10 protein-coding genes are annotated in these 20,184 nt (G+C 47.4%); 3 read left to right on the forward strand and 7 right to left on the reverse strand.

Annotated elements, in window-relative coordinates:
* Positions 1 to 78: 78 nt before the first annotated feature.
* The 5 genes from ACFW2W_RS09070 to ACFW2W_RS09090 all read right to left on the reverse strand — a co-directional run bounded on the left by ACFW2W_RS09070 (position 79) and on the right by ACFW2W_RS09090 (position 7,864).
* Positions 79 to 1,494 (reverse strand): MlaD family protein, encoded by a 1,416-nt coding sequence (locus tag ACFW2W_RS09070; RefSeq protein ID WP_378176297.1) that lies wholly within the window; start codon positions 1,492 to 1,494, stop codon positions 79 to 81.
* A gap of 74 nt (positions 1,495 to 1,568) precedes the next feature.
* A complete protein-coding gene (locus ACFW2W_RS09075) occupies positions 1,569 to 2,348 on the reverse strand; it encodes an ABC transporter ATP-binding protein (protein WP_378176300.1) in 780 nt (259 codons plus the stop codon).
* A gap of 174 nt (positions 2,349 to 2,522) precedes the next feature.
* On the reverse strand, positions 2,523 to 3,644 hold the full coding sequence (bchI, locus tag ACFW2W_RS09080) for a magnesium chelatase ATPase subunit I (RefSeq protein WP_378176372.1): 1,122 nt from the start codon (positions 3,642 to 3,644) through the stop codon (positions 2,523 to 2,525).
* A gap of 326 nt (positions 3,645 to 3,970) precedes the next feature.
* Entirely contained in the window at positions 3,971 to 6,310 is a 2,340-nt protein-coding gene (locus ACFW2W_RS09085) for a CHASE2 domain-containing protein (RefSeq protein WP_378176302.1), read from the reverse strand.
* Positions 6,311 to 7,453: 1,143 nt separating this feature from the next.
* Positions 7,454 to 7,864: a GFA family protein gene (locus ACFW2W_RS09090; RefSeq protein WP_378176375.1), complete on the reverse strand. Its 411-nt coding sequence runs from the start codon at positions 7,862 to 7,864 to the stop codon at positions 7,454 to 7,456.
* A 518-nt stretch (positions 7,865 to 8,382) separates the two neighbouring features.
* On the opposite strand from ACFW2W_RS09090, the gene ACFW2W_RS09095 reads away from it, so the two are divergent.
* Positions 8,383 to 11,988, forward strand: coding sequence for a GAF domain-containing protein (locus ACFW2W_RS09095; RefSeq protein ID WP_378176305.1), 3,606 nt, complete (start codon positions 8,383 to 8,385; stop codon positions 11,986 to 11,988).
* 444 nt (positions 11,989 to 12,432) lie between these two features.
* Entirely contained in the window at positions 12,433 to 13,092 is a 660-nt protein-coding gene (locus tag ACFW2W_RS09100) for a hypothetical protein (RefSeq protein ID WP_378176308.1), read from the forward strand.
* Between the two features lie 334 nt (positions 13,093 to 13,426).
* Here ACFW2W_RS09100 and ACFW2W_RS09105 read toward each other — a convergent pair whose 3' ends face one another.
* Both ACFW2W_RS09105 and ACFW2W_RS09110 read right to left on the reverse strand, forming a co-directional pair.
* On the reverse strand, positions 13,427 to 14,665 hold the full coding sequence (locus ACFW2W_RS09105; RefSeq protein ID WP_378176311.1) for an acetate/propionate family kinase: 1,239 nt from the start codon (positions 14,663 to 14,665) through the stop codon (positions 13,427 to 13,429).
* A 196-nt stretch (positions 14,666 to 14,861) separates the two neighbouring features.
* A complete protein-coding gene (locus ACFW2W_RS09110) occupies positions 14,862 to 17,303 on the reverse strand; it encodes a phosphoketolase (protein WP_378176314.1) in 2,442 nt (813 codons plus the stop codon).
* Between the two features lie 736 nt (positions 17,304 to 18,039).
* On the opposite strand from ACFW2W_RS09110, the gene ACFW2W_RS09115 reads away from it, so the two are divergent.
* A complete protein-coding gene (locus tag ACFW2W_RS09115; protein WP_378176317.1) occupies positions 18,040 to 20,079 on the forward strand; it encodes a protein kinase in 2,040 nt (679 codons plus the stop codon).
* The last annotated feature ends 105 nt before the right edge of the window (positions 20,080 to 20,184 follow it).

The following is a 20,184-nucleotide window of genomic DNA, read 5'->3' on the forward strand; positions in this document are numbered from 1 at the left end:
TATTTCTGCGCGAATGCTTCACCCCTACATGATTTCAACAGATGTGGGTAATGCATAGCCTTGTAGGGGAGAGGTCGGCTAATTCTTATTTTCAGAGTCAGCCAGGGGTTGAATAGATTCTTCATCCCAGTAGGCGGCGGGTAAAGCCTTTCCGATTGGTTGGCGCTGTACAGACTTTAACTGCTTCTTTTGGGCGATAGGTGTCAAGGAAGGCAATGAAGGGGGGAGCAAAGAATTATTCTGCTGTGTTCCGATTCCGGTTCCCTGATTGACTGCTGTCGATACGGGTTCTAGATCCTGAGCCACTTGAACCTGCTGCTGTAGCTGTTCTGTCGAAGACACCAGATTGCTGAGTCCATTCACCAGATTTCGCAAATTGTTACGGAAAGCTTCGTCCCCCGTCAAATCATCCAGGTCAGATGTAATTTTCTGAGCATTTTCAAACGTCATTCGCGCTGAGTCTAAAGTTTGTTGCAACACAACCAAATTCGTTGGACTGTTGAGAGCGGTGGAAAGATCGCGAAAATTAGCCGATGCCTGCGCTGCATTGATGGACGCTTGCGCCGCATTTGCAGATAGGACTTCTAAGTTACGCCGCAGTTGTCCACCTCCAAACTGGTTGACTTGTCCGGTCAGGTTAGTCGCACTCAAGCGCAGCTGTTCGCTGGCTTGGCTAAAGTTGTTCAAGGTGCTGACAAGAGTCGTGCGGTTGCCTACGACCAGACTATTCACATTATCGACGAGCTGATTGAGCTGGGTGGCAGTCACGCTATATTGATTAGCGGTTTTAGAAATCTGATTTGCTGCCAAACCAACTTGATTGGTGGTTTGATTGGCAGCACTCGTCACAGAATTGGCTGCGACTGAGAAGTTTTTAATTTCTTGTTGCACTGAGCGACTCAAACCCGTGAGTTCGCGAGTGAGTTGAGATACCCCGGCGGCGGCGACGCTGGTATTTTTAGCAACTGAGTTGAGGTTGGCAAAGAATGTGGGGTCGCTGTAGAGATTGGCGATGCGGGTGGTGCTGCGAAGCAGTTCATCAAAACTGACACCAATTTGACCTTGCAGACGATCCTTGTCACAAACAATCAGGGTGGACTGGCATTGGGGATCGAGCGGATTAGCCACCTTAGCGTCTGCCTGGAAGGACTTCAGGGGAGTAATGTCAATCGAGGTCTCGCTGAGCAGACCGGATTGATTGGCTTCAACGATGACATCACGGGGAATCAGTAAGTCAGCCGGAGCAATTTCCATCACCACATCGACGCCATTCGAGCCTGGGGTGATAGCGGTAATTTTCCCAACATTGACGCCGCGATAGCGGACGGGTGCGCCGACTTGCATCCCTCCAGCATTGACAAATTCTGCCACGACTGTGTAGGTACGGCTACCGAGGCTCATCCCGCGTATCCACAAAATCAGACCACCAAACAAGAAAAGGGATAGCAGGATTAACAAACCGACGGAGCCTTCTCGAACCGTTCGCGATCGCATCTGTTCTCCTCATACCATTAATCAATTAAAAATTAAAAATTAAAAAAGGCAGAATTTTTAATTTTTAACTGATTCTAGCCGATGACGTGGATTGGCCCAGTCACACTTCCACTAAAAAATTGTTGAACGATAGGATTTTCGGTGGTATCAATCTCGCTGACGGCACCTTCCCACTGTACCTGTCCCTGATAGAGAAATACCACTCGGTCAGCAGTGCGGCGAATGGTACTTTCTTGGTGAGTCACCATGACATAACTGCTACAACCGCCTGGGATTTGCTGCAACTGACGAACTAAATCCTCAATTACTGTCGAAGCAATGGGGTCAAGACCAGCGGTAGGCTCATCATAGAGTAAAACTTCTGGGTTGTCTTGGGGATGGTCTGGATTGGACATAATGGCACGGGCAAAGCTCACCCGCTTCCGCATTCCACCCGACAGTTGCGAGGGGTAGCGATCGCTTACTCCTGGCAACCCCACCATCTCTAGCTTTTCTTCCACCAATTCTCGTATCCGCTTTACCGACAGTTTAGAACGCTGAAACAGCAGAAAGCCGACATTTTCTTCCACCGTCAACGAATCGAATAAAGCCGCTTGCTGGAACACCATGCCAATTCCCAGGGGATCTTCGGCATCTTCGATTAAGCCGCGACGCCGCTTTCCCAGGATATAAACTTCACCCGCATCAGGAGCTAAAAGTCCAGCAATAATCCGCAAAATCGTCGATTTCCCAGTCCCGGAGGGGCCAATAATTGCCAGCGCATCGTCCCGATAAATTGTCAGATTGACCCCATCTAAGATGACATTGTTGCCAAAGGATTTACAAATTCCCTTCAGTTCGATGAGCGGTTCCATAGGGAGATTGGGGATTGGTAAAAAGTAGAGACGCGATTAATCGCCTCTGAGTGTTGAGTTTTGAATTAAAGAACTCTCTTGTAACTCAAAATTCAACGCCGATCAATTAAAAGTTTTAAATTGATCGGCGTTGAATTAAAAAACTCTCTAATCACTCAACACTCTCATTCCTGATTACCGAACACTCTGACGAACTCCATTGGCTGTAGCTGCGTTGGTTTCTGCTGAGGACGCTTCCAATCCAAAGACGCGACCAAACACTTTTTCCACCTTGTAGCCGGAATCAATCGACTCCAGGGGGTCTTTGCGGAGCCGGTGACGCAGACACAGAGTGATGACGCGGCGGATATCGTCTACGGTGACTTCAGTGCGTCCTTCCAGGGCAGCGATCGCGCGAGCGGCTCGGTTAGTGACCATATCGCCCCGTAAGCCGTCTACATCCAATTCCGAGCAAACTTCAGAGATTTTCACTCGCAAGTCATAGTCCATCGTCACCGAGGGCAGGCGTTCCTGAGCGCTGACGAGCTTTTGTTGCAATGCTTGTTGCTGCGGAAGATATTTTTCCAGGAACTTCGGGGGATTTTGGTCAAACTCAGCCCGTTGCTCCACAATTTCTACTCGCAGCGCCGGTTCCTTCACTGTGCGAATTTCTGCGTGCATTCCAAAGCGGTCGAGCAGTTGAGGTCGCAGTTCGCCTTCTTCAGGGTTGCCAGAACCGACTAGAACAAATCTCGCCGGGTGACGGATGGAAATTCCTTCCCGTTCGACAGTGTTCCAGCCACTTGCTGCTGAGTCTAGTAGCACATCTACTAGGTGGTCGTCAAGTAGGTTGACTTCATCCACATAGAGAATGCCTCGGTTGGCTTTGGCGAGGAGTCCGGGTTCAAAGGCTCTGACTCCTTGGGATAAAGCTTTTTCAATGTCGATAGTACCGCAGACGCGGTCTTCTGTCGCACCGAGAGGCAGGTCAACCATCGTAACTTTTTTCTGGGCGACGGGAATTTCTTCCTGTTTCGCCACGCGATCGCGCACGCTGTCGCTCATCAAATCGGGATCGCTGGGATGACTATTAAACGGGTCATCGGCAACGACTTCGATTTCTGGCAACAAGTCAGCCAAAGCCCGGATCGTGGTGGATTTGCCCGTTCCGCGATCGCCCATAATCATCACGCCGCCAATGTAGGGGTCAATCACATTCAGCAGCAAGGCCAGTTTCATCTCTTCCTGACCCACGATAGCAGTGAAAGGAAAAACGACACGGCGTGCCGTAGGGGACGCTGAGGCTGTCGGACTCACAGAATTGTTACCCATCTTATTATTCACCGCCTTTCATTGTGCCACTTTTCGCTTCATCCGAACCGAAAATTCCGAATCCATTGAGGATGCGTGAATTCAGAATTTTGCCCAACTGCATGGGTCAGGACTTACGCAAAGCTTATACATATAGCCTTTTGTAGGGGCAATCCCTTGTGGTTGCGGTGGCAGATGTGGTGATGTTGCGTAAGTCCTGATGGGTGCAATTTTTCCTGAGCGATCGCTTCTTTGTAAGCAAGTCTTCAATTAGAACATTTTCCGAACGATGTCAACTCCCCTGCTCTTACATTTTGACTGCCGCTTGATGTTTACACGGGAGCGTTGGGAAGGCGTTTTAAATCCTGTAGCACCTCTGTCGCCGACTGGTAACGAGTTACAAAGTGGAAGCGCACCATTTTATCCAAAATCTCGGCAAATTCGTCTCGGACTAAGGCAAATTCGCGCCAATTGATGTTGCCGGTGTTCCGATCAGTTTCCAGTTTACTAGGCGGTATTCCCGTCACCGCCTCAACACCAATCATGCCAAGGGCGTAGATATCACTGCTAAACCTTGGCTGTCCGTCGTATTGTTCAGCCGGAGTATAACCACGGGTGCCAATAGCAATCGTGCGCCTTTCCTGCTCCTCTTCTTGGGGTTGAATTTGTTTCACCGCACCAAAGTCAATTAAAACTAAGCGACCATCTTTTTCGCGGCGAATAATATTACTTGGTTTAACATCCCGGTGGATGACTTGGTTTTCATGGATAAATATCAGAATTTCCAGAACCCCGCACAAAATTTCCACCACTTGCGCTTCCGGTAAGCGCTTGTCTACCAACAATTCGTCCGTGAGCGGATGACCTTTGATAAATTCTTCGATTAAATAGAATTCTTGGTGTTCTTCAAAATAAGCGAGTAATTGTGGAATCTGAGAATGGTGCCCCAAACTTTCCAGAATGGCGGCTTCTGTAAAAAATAACCGTTTTGCCACTTTCAAGAATTTTTCATCCCGAAGCGCAGGCATTAAATGCTTAACCGCACACTGAGGCTTACCAGGTCGCATGGTATCTTCTGCCAGATACGTGTGACCAAACCCGCCCGAAGCCAGAGGTCGAAGGATCTTGTAGCGTCCCATCAATAGAGACGGTCGCAGGGAGTCGCCGTTCTTTACGGGAGAGGCATCTAATCGCTGGCGCTCCATTCGCTCAGGTTCTGTAATCACATCTAGGCTAGGCTGCCACGGCTGAGTCTCATCATCATCATCATCATCATCGCGATTGGGCAGAACCGATAGTGAAGCAGGCGCGATCGCTGTTGCTACCTCCTCAGTCTCAGGTTCCTGATTTTTCTGTTGGAGAAGTGCTTGCAGCTGTGCCAGGTTGAATTGCTGTTCCTGAACCAAAAGCGCGATTTTTTTCTGATTTTGTTCGGCTTGGTGAGCGCTATAAGCCACGACACCGGCAGCTGTACCCACCAACGCGATCGCAGCCGGTACCACTGGTACCCATCCCGCCTGCGTAAACAGCACCCAACACGTCCCAAACAGGACACCCAGCGCGGCTCCCTGTCCCAGTAACAAATGCCCTGGATGCCGCAGCCGCAAAGCCATCAACCCGCCAGTTACAGACCAACCCAACACCCACAAAGCTTCTCCCCAATCGGACCAGAACCAAAATAAACGACGCCCATCTAGGACAGCACTGAGCATCTGGCTCACCAGCTGGGCATGAGTGACAATTCCAGGCATTTTTCGGTTTCCCTTCTGGGCACCGCTGTAGGGAGTATAGAAGGCGTCATCAACGCTGGAAGCTGTAACGCCGATGAGAACGATGCGGTCTTTTACCCAGCTAGGGTCAAACTGACCATTGAGGACTTGACTCATCGTTATTTGGTTGGCAGGGCGGTTGCCAGAGCGGTAATTGAGGAGGATTTGGTAGCCCCGCGCATCCATGCCTTGATATCCTCCATCATTAGCCTCCAGAGGTTTGAAGACAGTGTTTTTCCAACGGAGATGTTCTGAGGTTTCTGAAGCAACGATTCCTTCTTTTTCTAAGTAACGTTGTACAAGCTGGAAGCCCAAAGAGTTGGGGTTGGGACAGGGTTCGTGTGCAGAGGGAGAAAGAAATAACAAAGCCCGCCGCAGAATGCCATCACGGTCAACCTTAACGTCGCTGAAGCCAACCCGACTCTCTGAAACGCTTGGGGGTGCAGCATTACCTGGACTTTCGGAGTCTTTAACTTTACACACGGGAACGATGCGACTATCCTTTTGCATCAGAGCCGCCAATCCCGCATGACCGGGCGGTACGGGCAAATCGCGAAAGATATCTAAACCAATGACACGCGGTTCTTTTGCCAGCAGTTTTGCCAGCAGCTGATGCATTCGTTCGTCAGACAGGGGGTATTGCTTGTAGGTTTGGATGTCTGCTTCGGTGACAGCGACTACCAAGATGCGGGGATCTGGCTCTTCGGCTGGTCGTAGCCGGATCATCTGGTCATAAGCACCCAGTTCCAGCGTCTCCAGCAGACCTTGTTGCCGCACTCCCAGCACTAAGAGAGAGACTACCACACTGACCACAAGTGCTGGTTGTCCCAAGATTAAGGCACCAGTGCGTCTTAGGTGCGATCGCACTGTATGCAAATTCCCCTTTGAAAGCCGATCTATCACAGGAACGTTGTCAGGTTAGAAAGTAAGAAGCTTAATTAAAAGGTTGGAATGGTTAAAACGTACTTATCGTAACAAGCGATCGCTACGAGGTACAGGAATACTTACAGTGTACAAATTTGCCAAGTCACTCTAGTCCTGCTGTCCGGTAACAGCCTACTTTTTCCACTTCAAGCCTGCACGGCTTTTGGGAATAAATGCCTCCTGACCCTATTTGCATTCTAATGTTCGTAACTAACTGTGAGTATCGCTCTGCCGTTTCGATCGATCTGTTATTTTGCTTTAGTCCTTTGTTGCTCTAGTCACTCTTTACCATAATTAAGTCTTGGCTGTAACTCCCTTAGGTGGTTATTTTGCGTGCAATTTCACCTGATCTACACTCGTAGCTAGTTTCGGGGTTGGCAGATTCTTTAGCGATTCAGGACTTACGCAAAGCTTATACATATAGCGTTTTGTAGGGGCAATCCCTCGTGGTTGCCCTCAGATGTGGTGATGTGCGGCGAGTCCTGAGTGATTGAGAGTGCGAGGCAAGAGAAGGCAAATTCGGTAATAGACAAGAAGAAAAATGAATTTATTTTTCTTCTATTTTTTTCCTCTAAAAAAAGTATTTTTTGAGCAACAACCTGCTGCCTTGCCAGGGATATTGATAATTTTTGTTTTATCTCGAATTTGGGTTCCTTACTTGGCGTTCATCTATCTATCTTCTTACTTTGTTTACTGCTAAGCCTTTTACAATTTTGCTTTGATAATTCAGTCAATTTTGAAACACTATTAATAATTAAAAATAAAGCCTTTAAAAGTATAAGCCTATTTTATCAGAACTTACGCAAATATCACCACATCTGAGGGCAACCACAGGGGGATTGCCCCTACAAAACGCTATATGTATCAGCTTTGCGTAAGTCCTGTTTATGAAAAAACATTTTTGTTTTTTTTACCTATTTTATTCCCATGCAGGCGGATAAAATTAACACTCCTCAATTTCCCCTTAATTTCGGCGCAAAGCTTGGTCTCAACCCAATGATTTGGGGGTTAATTTCGCTTAAGTGAGTGCTATTGTCCTTAAATTAGCTAAGGAACAATAGCCGCTCAAGTACCAATTCGTGATACTTAAAAAAGGTGTGATCATCTGGGTGAGGGAATTGATTAATCCGTGTCCGATGTTTCGGAGCGAATCAGATGTACGTTTTGTTCCCAATTAACCCCATCAAAAGGCACAATACGAAATCGAGACACCACATCCCCATCAAGACAACGCACGTTGACATCAATAGAATCGGGATGGGAACGGGGACGATAAAATGGGTGAATCCCACAAATACGGCAGAAGATGTGCTTGGCAACACCAGTGTTGAAGGTGTAGGTTGTCAATAAGTCTGCACCGCTCAGTAAGGTGAAACGTTCGGATGGGACAATTAGATGTAAAAAGCCCTTCTTCCTACAGATGGAACAGTTGCAATCATCGGCTTTATGTTCGTCAACGATTACCCGAAAGCGGACGGCGCTACAGTGACAGCCGCCTTCGTAGGTAATCGGTTCTTCTGTTTGTGCGCTCATATTAGTCATTCGCTGCGAGCAGATTTTAGTTTAGTTCCAGTTCCTAGTCTATTGCTAATGGCTATTTTCTAGCAAACAATGGTTAAAGTGCAGATAAAAGCGCGATCGCTACTTTTACAAGCGTACAACTACAATAAATTAAACATAAATATATATTTCTTCATAAAAAAGGACTAAATATTGTTTAGTATAAAAAAAGAACTATTTTATAATTAGTTATAAAATTCTAAAGTAGAAGAGCAATTACTTAAGTTTTCTCAGGCGGTAATGTTCTTTACCAAACTACACTGGGCGATTATAATTGTTTGCTCCAATATCTACAGTAGATATCGATTTTTATAAACCGAGCGATTGAGTTAGTTAATATGGAAGTTTAAGGTTTAGGAGCAATAACTGAGGCATTTAGACCTATCAAACAACTTGTCAACTGGTCGATTAAATTAGTTTTTTGCTAGATAAAGATTAAAAAATATTAGTCCCTCTATCTCCATGAGAAAAAAGGGGTAAGAGATTACAAAATGGACGCCAATCACCAGTCAATCAGGCATGACTGTTTACCAGGTGAAGATGCTTCTGGACAGTTGCAACAAACTAGCTTGGGTGCAGATGTAGAACCTCGCCAACTTGAGGAAGAACTGCGTAGAACGAGAGCTGAACTAGAGGCATACCAAACACTCTACGACAATACTCCCTGTATCCATTTTACCTTAGATTCGGCAGGAGTCGTTCTTGGGGTCAATCAGTTTGGGGCTACCCGTCTCGGTTATAGCGTTCGGGAGTTGATTGGAAAAACAATTTTCAGCACTTTTGCTCCTGACGACCAAGAAAGATTAACAGCAGAGTTCGCCAAGTTTTTGCAACAAGCAACTCAAGAAACATTTGATTTTAGTTCAGCAATCGAATCGAACGCTTTCGTTACCAGTTGGGAATTGCGAGTCGGCTGTAAGGACGGCAGCATTTTATGGGTAAATGTCACCGCTAGCATTGTACAAAGAGCCAATACGAATATAGTTGTCCTCTTGGTTTGCGATGATATAAGTGAGCGCAAACGGGCACAGGAACGCCTACATTTACTGGAGCAGGTTCTCCGTGATTGCTGCAATAGCATTTTCATCACCGACTGCAATCAACCAGATAATCCAATTATTTATGTCAATCCAAGTTTTGAGCGTTTAACAGGCTACTGTGCTGAGGAAGTCGTAGGGCGCAACTGCCGCTTCTTGCAGGGCGCTGACACTGCTCAGCCAGCACTTGATGAGCTACGAGTGGCGATTAGCGAGGCAAGAGAATGCCATGTCACCTTACGCAACTATCGCAAAGATGGCACCCTTTTGTGGAATGAACTCTATCTTTCTCCGATAGGAAGTCCACAGGGGAATCTCATCGGTTTTGTGGGGATTCAGACCGACATTACCGAGCGCAAACAGGCGGAAGAGGCACTAAGCAAAAGCGAAGCAAAAAATCGCGCTTTTTTCAGTGCCATCCCGGATTTGATCGTGCGAATTAGCAAAGATGGCACTTATTTGGACTTCAAAGCGGCAAGAGACTTTGATACGTTCTTACCTGCTGAGGAATTCTTAGGTAAAAACCTAGACGAGGTTTTGCCCATAGAAGTAGCTAACAGAGCCAAATACCATGTGGAGCAAGCACTCTCTACGGGCGAAATCCAAATCTTCGAGTATCAGCTTCTCAAAAATGGCAATCTGTACGATTATGAGGCGCGGCTCGTTGTCAGCGGGGAAGATGAAGTTTTAACTATTGTGCGCGACATTAGCGATCACATTGCTGCTGAAGAGTCGCTAAGGCAGCAAACCGAGCGGGAGCAACTGCTGAGGGCGATGCTAGAACGCATCCGTCAGTCTTTAAATTTAGAAGAGATTCTCAACACTACGGTGTCTGAAGTCCGGCAATTTCTCGCCTCGGATCGAGTGATTATTTTCCGCTTTCAGCCGGACTGGAGTGGGTTTGTGGCTGTGGAGTCCGTCGCTGAGGGTTGGCCTTCTATCCTGAAAATGAACATACACGACCCTTGCTTTGAGGAAAGCTATGTCCAGCTCTACAAACAAGGTCGCACTAAAGCCACAGAGGATATTTATACAGCCGGTTTGAGGCAGTGTCACATCGATTTACTGGCTCAGCTTCAAGTCAGAGCCAACTTAATAGTCCCGATTCTACAAGGGGAGAAATTGTGGGGACTGCTGATTGTCCATCACTGTCAGGCACCCCGGCAGTGGCAGCAGTCGGAAATTGATTTGCTTTGTTCCTTGGCAACTCAGGTAGCGATCGCCATTCAGCAAGCCGAACTCTACAACCAAATGCAACAGCAAGCTCAGCGAGAGCAAGCGCTGAATCGGTTTACTTGTGCAATTCGCAGCTCTCTAGAATTAGAGGTGATTTTTGACACAGCAGTAGCGGAAATTGGTCAGCTTTTGCATATCGACCATGTTTCTATCCTGCAATATCTTCCGCAGCGACAGGTTTGGCTGAATGTGGCGGAGTACCATCAAGGTTCCAGTTTGTCGAGCGGGCTGGGTATGGAAATTCCAGATTTAGACAATTTGTTGGGAAGGCAACTCAAGCAGTTAGAGGTGGTTCGCATTCACGATACTCAGACTATCGAGGATGAGGTGAATAAGCCTCTAGCAGAGGCTCATCCGGGTGCTTGGTTGTTGGTACCGCTACACTTTCAAGAAAACCTCTGGGGAAGCTTAACACTATCGATGGAAGGTCATCCTCACTACTGGCAAGACTCAGAGGTGGAATTGGTTTGTGCCTTCGCAGCTCAACTAGCGATCGCCATTGGGCAATCCGCACTCTTTAAACAGGTGCAGCAGCTGAATGCCAACTTGGAACGCCAAGTGCAACAACGTACTACCCAACTGCAAAAAGCGCTTGGCTTTGAAGCCGTGCTAAAACGCATCACCGACAAAGTCCGCGATAGCCTCGACGAAAGGCAGATTTTACAGGTAGCAGTTCGGGAGTTAGCGCTTTCATTTAATATGGGTAGCTGTCATGCTTCGCTCTACAACCTGGAGCAAGAAACTGCCACAATTTGCTACGAGTACGCCACCTCAATGCCTTCCTCTCAGGGTCGGGTGTTGGAAATGGCTGCCTTCCCGGAAATTTACGATCCCCTGCGGCAAGGTAAATGTTTCCAATCTTGTTCAATTAGTCCCGACTTTGTCCTGACTAAGGTGGCGATGTTGGCTTGTCCGATATTGGACGATCAAGGAGTGCTGGGGGATCTGTGGTTATTCCATCGCCCAGACTATACCTTCAAAAAACTAGAGATCCGGCTGGTGCAGCAAGTGGCGAATCAATGCGCGATCGCAATTCGTCAAGCCCGATTTTATCAAGCATCCCTGGCACAAGTGCAGGAACTGGAAAAACTCAATCGACTCAAAGATGAATTTCTCAGCACCGTTTCTCACGAATTACGTTCGCCCGTATCCAACATGAAAATGGCAACTCAGATGTTAGAAATCACCCTAAAGCGGGAGGGTGTATTTGACGCCATTACAGCCAAATCGAATGCAGAGGCGAGCAAAGTAAGTCTCTACTTGCAGATATTGCAGAAGGAGTGCAAACGCGAAACCGACTTAATCAACGATCTGCTTGATTTACAACGCCTAGAGGCAGGAACGCGACCCTTGGATTTAGACGTAATCGAACTTTATACCTGGTTGCCCCAAATTGTAAAACCTTTTCAAGAGCGTGCCCAAAACCGCCAACAAATCTTGCAGGTTGACATCCCCTCCCAATTACCTCAATTAGTCTCCGATTCATCTAGTTTGGAACGCATCCTCGCAGAGTTGCTCAACAATGCTTGTAAATACACTCCCCCAGGAGAAAAGATTATCCTGGCCGCTGAAGCTAAATCGGAAACGATCCAATTGAGTGTCAAAAATTCTGGTGCTGAAATTCCACAGAGCGAGTTAACCCGCATTTTTGATAAATTTTACCGCGTTCCCAATGCTGACCCCTGGAAGCAGGGTGGAACTGGCTTGGGACTGGCACTGGTGAAGAAACTGACAGAGCATTTGGGAGGCGAAATCTGGGTTGAGAGTGGGTCGGGTCAAACCGGCTTTATCATAGAGTTACCGATTAATTTTGCTTATACTTGACTTTCCCCGATGCCAAGGGAAACACGAAGGCATTCCATCCGTGCCGTGTGGCAAATATAACGATTCTCGTTGGGATGCACTACGGTTTAACCCCACCCCGTGAGCGGAAAGGGGTTCAATATTCCCCCCTCTCCGTGAAGGTCGAGGGGCTGGGGGTGAGGTTCCAAGTGTATTGCAGGCGAGAGTGAGAACCGCTATAAAGCACTGATGTCAATTCGTAGCTTCTTAAATCTCCACAATTTTTTTAGCTGGACAACTGACATGATGTGGTTTTGAATGTAAGAGCATATAAGAGGTAGTAACAAACGCCTCCCTATCCCATCTACTTCAGTTGCTAATTCAGTTGCTAAATTAACCCGATTTGAGTAGGGTGTTAAGTTATGAGTTTCGGAGTGCATCAGTTGCGACTATTTGTGGTTCAGTTACCGTTGAAAAGCAAGAGTGATGAGTGAAAAGAGTACAGCATTTCTGGCCGGGGCTGCCTTCGCCGGAATTGCAGCTTTCGTCTTGCTTAGAACTGGAGGGAATCCCGGTCAAGCCAACCTGCCGACTTACCTGCCCTCGCCACCCCAGTCAGGACAGCCCTATGGCACTATGCAGCAGCTGCCGCCTCCACCTCCAACGGCGACTGCTGTCTCGCCGGATACGACTACGACTCCTTATTGCGTACAGCAGCAGAGCGAAACTCAAAGGCTGAAGGAGCGCCTGGAACAGCAACAAAGTGAAACCGAGCAGGTGAAAGCCCAACTGCGGAATCAGCAGATGGTGATAGAGGCTCTGACCACGCAGGCAAAAGCAAATGTCTATCCTCCGCCGGTTAATCCAACGCCAGCGTTGGCTCCAGTTCAACAGCAACAGCCCCTAAATCCAGTGCTGACAGGCATACTCTGGGCTGTGGGAGGCATGGTTCTCACTGTCATTAGTGGGGTTGTGCTGGCAGCAGCGTTTGCTTTGCTATCGCAACAGCAGCGTCCTCCTCGGACAGTGCAAGTGGTTCACCCTATCCAAACTCCCCCGCCAACCCTATCCCATAGACGGCGTTCTGAGTTTCTGCCCCCGCAACTGGAAGGTAGGCGAAATGACTTCATCGACTACGACAGGTAGACAAACGTTGACATTTTCTCAGCTATCTAGCAGGATGTTGTGTCATTGCAGCTAGGGTTGAAGTTCGGACAAATCCGAAGCCACCCGCTGGTCAATCAATTCGATTATCCCAGCAGTGCGATCGCCCTGAGTGACAAAATCGGCACCCTCTTTAAGCATAGGCAGGCGACTCCACACTCGCACAGGTTCAGCAAGGTTCAGTACAGACCTAACTTCCTTCCCGGAATCGGGGAGAGGGAGAGAGTGTATTGCATACAAATGAGAACCGTTATATAAGCTATTTTTATCAATTTAAATTGCCCGATCTCGCAGCTTAATCTCTCTAGTAGCGCATTTAAAGGGTCGTTTTTGTCAATTTCCAGCACTCAGTTGCGGTAAGCGAAGCGATGCTGGAGGCGATCGCCCAATCTTCTTGCGCCTGTACAATTAAGACGCGCACGGCTGAATCGTCGCTGGCAATGTCTTCATCTATCGGCGATCGCTCATTTTTTTTCGAGTCGAGTTTTAAACCCAAAAACTCCAAGGCTTTACAAGCTGCACCTCTTACCAATGGCTGATTTTCTCCGACGCCGCCGGTAAACACCAAGGCATCCAATCCGCCAAGTGAAGCCAGCATCGCCCCGATGTGCCTGCAAAGCGAATGGATATAGACATCTAACGCCAATTGAGCGCGTTGGTTGCCTTCTGCAACGGCACTCTGAATATGGCGCATATCTCCCGATAAACCAGAAATCCCCTTCAACCCAGAAGCACGATTGAGCATTTCATCTAACTTGTCGGCATCGTAACCTTCTTGTCGCAGCCAGTATATTAAAATCCCTGGATCGACAGAACCAGAACGAGTTCCCATCATCAATCCTTCTAGGGGAGTAAACCCCATTGTGGTGTCTACACTCTTCCCTTCTCGAATTGCCGCTAGAGAACAGCCATTTCCCAAATGACAGGTAATCAGGCGCAAAGATTTCCAGTCTTTCCCCAAAATTTGACCTGTACGTTGGGCGCAGTATTGGTGATTGATGCCGTGAAACCCATAGCGGCGAATTCCTCGCTCAAACCACTCGTAGGGGATGGGGTAAATAGCAGCTTCTAAAGGTATTTGGCTGTGAAATGCGGTATCGAAGACTGCCACTTGAGGGACATCTGGCAACACTTTTTCAATCGCTTCGATTCCCTCTAAGTTGGCTGGGTTATGGAGTGGGGCAAAATTAGCTAGACGCGCGATCGCTTCTTTGACTTCTGGTGTAATTACTGTTGCCTCGCGGTACTCTTCTCCACCGTGAACAACCCGGTGTCCTACGATTTCAATCTCTGAAAGTTGGGCAATGACTTGACTTTTGCCTGCTGTAAGAATATTTAGTAGATGTGCAATGATTTCGGGTCGGGAATTTGTCTGTATTTCTTCTTCCAGAATCGTGCCGTTACTTTTTACTTTAATTTCTGCAAATCCTTGATGTCGAGTCCAATCCACTTTGGCTTCCCAAAGGGGTTCTTGTGGCAAATCTGCCAATTCATTTAACTCATATAGGCAACTTTTTTGGCTGCTCGATCCGGCATTGAATACTAAAATTTTCATAATGGCTATTGATTGCTAATATAACTGTCCTATTTAATTTTTGGAGATGCTTTCCGGACAGCGTCTCTACATTTTTAACGAACCGCCAAGACGCCAAGATCGCCAAGGAAAGAGAGGAAGAGAGAGGAAGAGAGGGGAAGAGAGGGGAAGAGAGGGGAAGAGAGAGGGACACGGGACTGCCGTGCCCCTATTTTAATTAGCACCATTGCCAATTGCTGATTTCCTCTGGATCGGTGCCGTTCTCCTCAATAAAGCGCTTGTAATCTTGCAAAATGTATTCGTAGTGGGAGAGGCTACGAACGGCTCGTGCTGCCACATAGGGATTGCCCGCAGCTGCCAGACGAATTGCTTGCATAATCAAGTGATATCGACTGGTTTGGTTGCGGACTTGCATATCAAAGGGTGTCGTCGTCGTGCCTTCTTCTCGATAGCCGTTGATGTGGAATCGCTTTAGGTTGCGACGCCCAAAAAGTAACTGCTTCACTGCGGAGGAATAACCGTGAAAATTGATAATCACGGGTTTATCTGGGGTGAATAAAGCGTCAAACATCTCGGCATCTAAACCGTGCGGATGAGCAGATTTTTCCTCTAGTACCAGCAAATCGGTGACGTTCACCACTCGCACCCGTAGTTGGGGCATCTCGGTTCGGAGGATTTGAGCGGCTGCCATGACTTCAATCGTGGGGCTATCGCCAATTCCAACTAGCACGATATCCGGGTTGATTCCCTCGTCAATGCTTGCCCAAGACCAAACAGAAGCACCCGCACGACAATGGGCGATCGCTTCTTCCATTGTTAACCACTGGGGCATCGGATTCTTGTTGGCAACCACCAAGTTTACATAACCCGTACTTTGCAAGCAGTGGTCAATCGTGCTAATCAAGCAGTTGGCATCGGGAGGTAAATACACCCGTGCGTTTTCAGCTTGTTGGTCGAGTACGCTGTTGATAAAACCGGGGTTTTGGTGGGAGAAACCGTTGTGTTCTTGTCGCCAAAGGGTGGAACTTTCTAGATAATTCAGGGAAGATACTGGCGTCCGCCAAGGAAAGTCTTCCGAAAACTTCACGAACTTGGCGAACTGATCCATCATCGTCGTGATGATGCCCAAAAATGCTTCGTAAGAGGGGAAAAGACCGTGACGACCCGTGAGCAAATACCCTTGTAACCAAGCTTGACAAGTGTGTTCGCTCAAGATTTCCAGCACTCGTCCGCCGTTAGCTCCAATATTGGTGTCGTGCGGGTTTGTGGGCCATTGATAGTTGCGCTGGGTGACATCGAATACTTTGTTCAGTTTGTTCGATTCCAGCTCATCGGGACTGAAGATGCGGAATAATTTCGGATTCCGCTCCATGACGCCCCGCAGGTACTTGCCGACTTCCTCTGTGTTGCTGACAAGACTTTCTCCGCGTCGGCAGTACCCTTCTGTTTCTGTCCGCTCTACGGGCACTTGGTAGTCAAAAATACTGGGTAAATCCAGTTCTTTACGGATGCGACCCCCCAAGGTGTGAGGATTGTAACCCATGCGACGTTTGCCTTTGGGACACTGTTCTAGTATCTCTGGCACTGGACGCCCTTGCTCGTCGAATAGCTCTTGTACGCGATAGGAACGTAGCCAGTTTTCCAACAGTTCTAGTTGGTATTGCTTGGTCTTGACTTCTCTGGCGGGAACTTGGTGAGAACGGTAGGAACCCTCAATCGGTTCTCCATCCATTTCTTTAATTCCACCCATCCCTTTGAGCGATCGCAAAATCAGCAAAGGCCATTTCGGTTTAGAAATGCGATCGCCCGATCGTGCTGCTTGTTGAATCCGACAAATCTCTTGATAAGCCCAATCCATTGAGCCATACATATCCGCGTCTAAGTCGCCATCTTGTACAATCCGTACTTGATAGCCGTAGCCTGTGAATAGATGCAGCAACTCTTCATCGCTCATCGACCCGTAAATTGTGGGACTGGAAATTTTGTAGCCGTTCAAGTGCAGAATTGGCAGCACTGCCCCTGATTCGGCGGGGTCGAGATACTTATAGCTGTGCCATGCTGTCGCCGTGGGGCCGGTTTCGGCTTCCCCATCGCCCACGATGCAAGCGACCACCAGATCCGGGTTATCCATGACCGCACCAAAGGACGTAGCGAGGGCATATCCCAGTTCGCCGCCTTCGTGGATGGTACCCGGAGTGCCGGGATATAGGTGAGAAGGAAACCCTCCGGGCCAGGAAAACCGTTTGATAAAGTCATACAGCCCCGCCTGGTTTAGGGTCAGTTGCGGGTAAAATTCGTTCAGGGAGCCTTCCAGGTACAAATTTGCTAAATTTGCGGGTGCCCCGTGTCCCGGTCCCGTCACCAGGAACATATTCGCGTCGTAGCGCCGAATCAAGCGGTTGAGGTGGGCGTAAATTAAGTTAATGCCGGGGCAGGTTCCCCAGTGACCGAGTAGGCGGTCTTTGATGTGTTCTGGTTTTAGGGGTTCCCGCAGCAGAACGTTGTCTTTGAGATAAATTTGGGCGGCGGCGAGATAGTTGGTAGCGCGTTGATAACGAGCGATCGCCTCCAGTTCTGCACCTTGGGTTTCACGAACTCGCTCAACTGAAATCTCAGGGATGGACAGGGAAAACGGCGGTGTAGAAGTCGTTACTGTCATACCAGTCCATTGAATACCTCTTTATCTAGCTCAACGACATCGAAGAAATTAGCAAATTGCCTCCCTATTCTGATAGAGATTGCGCTGCTGTTAACTCAATCTGACTAGAATTCTTAGGGTCTTACCCGAATGGTTAAGCTTCGATTAAATATTTTTTAAAATGTCAGCCTGACTTTTCCTATCTAGTTATCACAGCGTTTTGCGATCGCTCGCCTCAAACAAGGTAATGCACAAACTTTTGTATTTTGCCTATAAAGTCTGAAAGTCGGGAAAATCTTTGAACCCCAACGAGCGAGAAAATATATTTACCACTTTTTGACATTCAATATATAGCAATCCTATTTAAGTTGTGCACGAGTATTTGCTTTAGTAGAGACGCGATTAATCGCGTCTCTACAGGGGTTTGCGAATCATTTAGGACTGCTATAGTATCTTCGCAGTTTTTAAATACCTTGAGACCGACGAGAGCGGACTTCCTTTCTATTGCCATTGAGTTCTATTTACCAGATATATTTTCCCAAGTGGGGTGCTTCCCTCTTTGTCTAGCACATCAAACGAAAAACGGTATAATTTAAAACTTAATGTTGTAGGATGGGCATTACCCAGCCCGTCTTTTTTTTGTTGCCAGCTAAAAGCCTTACTACATAACAACTATCGCACTTGCATCCGGGAGCAATGGGTGGATGATTGAAAATTCCCAACATATATTAGGGATATGACAATTTTGTAGCTATCTATGAGCTACTGCATCAACCCCAACTGCCCCAAGCCTAACGATCCAGCCAACGCCAACAACCGTATTTGCCGCAATTGTGGCTCAGAGTTGTTGGTACAAGGGCGCTATCAGGTAATGCGCCTACTGAGTGACAACAGCGGCTTCGGCAATATTTATGAAGCCTACGAGGGAGCCACCCCCAAAATCCTGAAGATCCTCAAAAAAGATCGCGCCACGAATGCCAGAGTCGTCGAGCTATTTCAGCAAGAAGCCATTGTATTAAGCCAGCTGAATCATCCTGGCATCCCCAAAGTTGAGCCAGATGGATACTTCCAGTTTTATCCCAGAAATAGCCTTGAGCCGGTGTATGGCATCATCATGGAGAAAATTGATGGCCCCAACTTAAAGGAGTGGATGCAACAACAAGGCGATCGCCCACTCGATCAGCAGCTAGCTCTTGACTGGTTAAAACAGCTAGCTGAGATTTTACATCTTGTACACCAAAAAAACTATTTCCATCGAGACATTAAACCAGCAAATATCATGATGCGCTCCACAGGGCATCTGGTATTAATTGACTTTGGCACCGCCAGAGAGATGACCTATACTTACCTTGCCGAAGTCGGTGGCGCAGGCAGTGTCACAAGGATTAGTTCCGCTGGCTATACGCCTCCAGAGCAAGAAAAAGGTCATGCCGTACCCCAGTCAGATTTCTATGCATTAGGGCGTAGTTTTGTTTATTTACTGACTGGCAAACAAGCGACAGATAGCACAATTTATGAACCTTTAACGGATAAATTTCATTGGCGCAATCATGCACCGGGTATTTCACCCTTGCTGGCAGATTTCATCGATAAACTGATGGCTCCTACCGCAGGAGCGCGGCACAAAAATACTCAGGAAATTTTAGATGAACTCGCTAAAATTTCGCAGCATTTATCTCAGCCTAAACCTTCTGCCAACTTTAGTCTTATCGGTATCGGTGCGATTATTGCTATATTTCCACCTCGGAAGCGTTTATTAGCCCCAACGATAATTGCTGGTAAGACTAATAAAAATAAATGGTTGGTGGGGGGAGCCGTTGCTTGCTTGGTGGGATTAGGGGGATATGGAATTTGGCAACTATCTTACCAAGACGCGCCCAAAGTTATCGCTTATGAAAATATTTCTATAGTTAAAACTTTTTATGGGCATGAAAGTCAGGTAAATTCTCTTACTATTAGCCCGGATGGACAAATTTTAGCTAGTAGCAGTGCCGATAAAACAATTAGAATTTGGAACAAGTCTACAGGAAAAGAAATTCGCCTCATAAAAGGGCATGACAGCTACGTTAATTCCCTAGCGATTAGCCCAGATGGAAATACATTAATAAGTGGCAGTGCCGATAAAACGATTAAAATTTGGAATATCTCTACCGGCAAAGAAATCCGTAGATTAGAGGGACATTCCAGCCCAATTAATTCCGTTGCGATTAGCCTTGATTGGCAAACTTTAGCCAGTGGCAGTGCCGATAAAACGATTAAAATTTGGGGGATTTCTACGGGTAAAGAAATTCGCACCCTCAAAGGTCATTCCCAACCAGTGAATGCCATTGCCATTAGCCCAGACGGACAGATTTTAGTCAGCGGCAGTGCCGATAAAACGATTAAAATTTGGGATATTTCGACTGGCAAAGAAATTCGCACGCTTCAGGGTCATTCCCAACCTGTTAATTCCGTTGCGATTAGCCCGGATGGGCAAATTTTAGCAAGTGGTAGTGCGGACAAAACTATCAAAATTTGGGAGATTTCTACGGGTAAAGAAATTCGCACGCTTACCGGGCATTCTAATTATGTGAATTCGGTTGCCATTAGCCCCGATGGACAAACTTTAGTCAGTGGCAGTGCGGACAAAACGATTAAAATTTGGAATCTTTCTACGGGTGAAGAAATTCGCACCCTTATCGGACATTCTAGTTGGGTTAAGTTTATTGCTATTAGTCCTGATGGACAGACGATTGCAACTGGCAGCGGTGACAATACTATCAAAATTTGGCGCGTACCGGTCGCAGATGCCCAATAACTGACGCGGGGGCATACTGGGTGGGGGCGGTTGTTAAATGTTTATCGGCTTCGCTTGTGCGATCGCGCTAAAACCCGCCTCTATAGGAATTTGTTAACAGTATCC

The organism is Coleofasciculus sp. H7-2 (assembly GCF_042747725.1).
GTDB lineage: Bacteria > Cyanobacteriota > Cyanobacteriia > Cyanobacteriales > FACHB-T130 > FACHB-T130.

Bases quoted from the DNA above. Each gene is read 5' to 3' on its own strand.
- ACFW2W_RS09095 (WP_378176305.1), top strand. From the start codon at position 8,383: ATGGACGCCAATCACCAGTCAATCAGGCATGACTGTTTACCAGGTGAA.
- ACFW2W_RS09070 (WP_378176297.1), bottom strand. From the start codon at position 1,494: ATGCGATCGCGAACGGTTCGAGAAGGCTCCGTCGGTTTGTTAATCCTG.
- ACFW2W_RS09105 (WP_378176311.1), bottom strand. From the start codon at position 14,665: ATGAAAATTTTAGTATTCAATGCCGGATCGAGCAGCCAAAAAAGTTGC.
- ACFW2W_RS09110 (WP_378176314.1), bottom strand. From the start codon at position 17,303: ATGACAGTAACGACTTCTACACCGCCGTTTTCCCTGTCCATCCCTGAG.
- ACFW2W_RS09075 (WP_378176300.1), bottom strand. From the start codon at position 2,348: ATGGAACCGCTCATCGAACTGAAGGGAATTTGTAAATCCTTTGGCAAC.
- ACFW2W_RS09100 (WP_378176308.1), top strand. From the start codon at position 12,433: ATGAGTGAAAAGAGTACAGCATTTCTGGCCGGGGCTGCCTTCGCCGGA.
- ACFW2W_RS09090 (WP_378176375.1), bottom strand. From the start codon at position 7,864: ATGAGCGCACAAACAGAAGAACCGATTACCTACGAAGGCGGCTGTCAC.
- ACFW2W_RS09115 (WP_378176317.1), top strand. From the start codon at position 18,040: ATGAGCTACTGCATCAACCCCAACTGCCCCAAGCCTAACGATCCAGCC.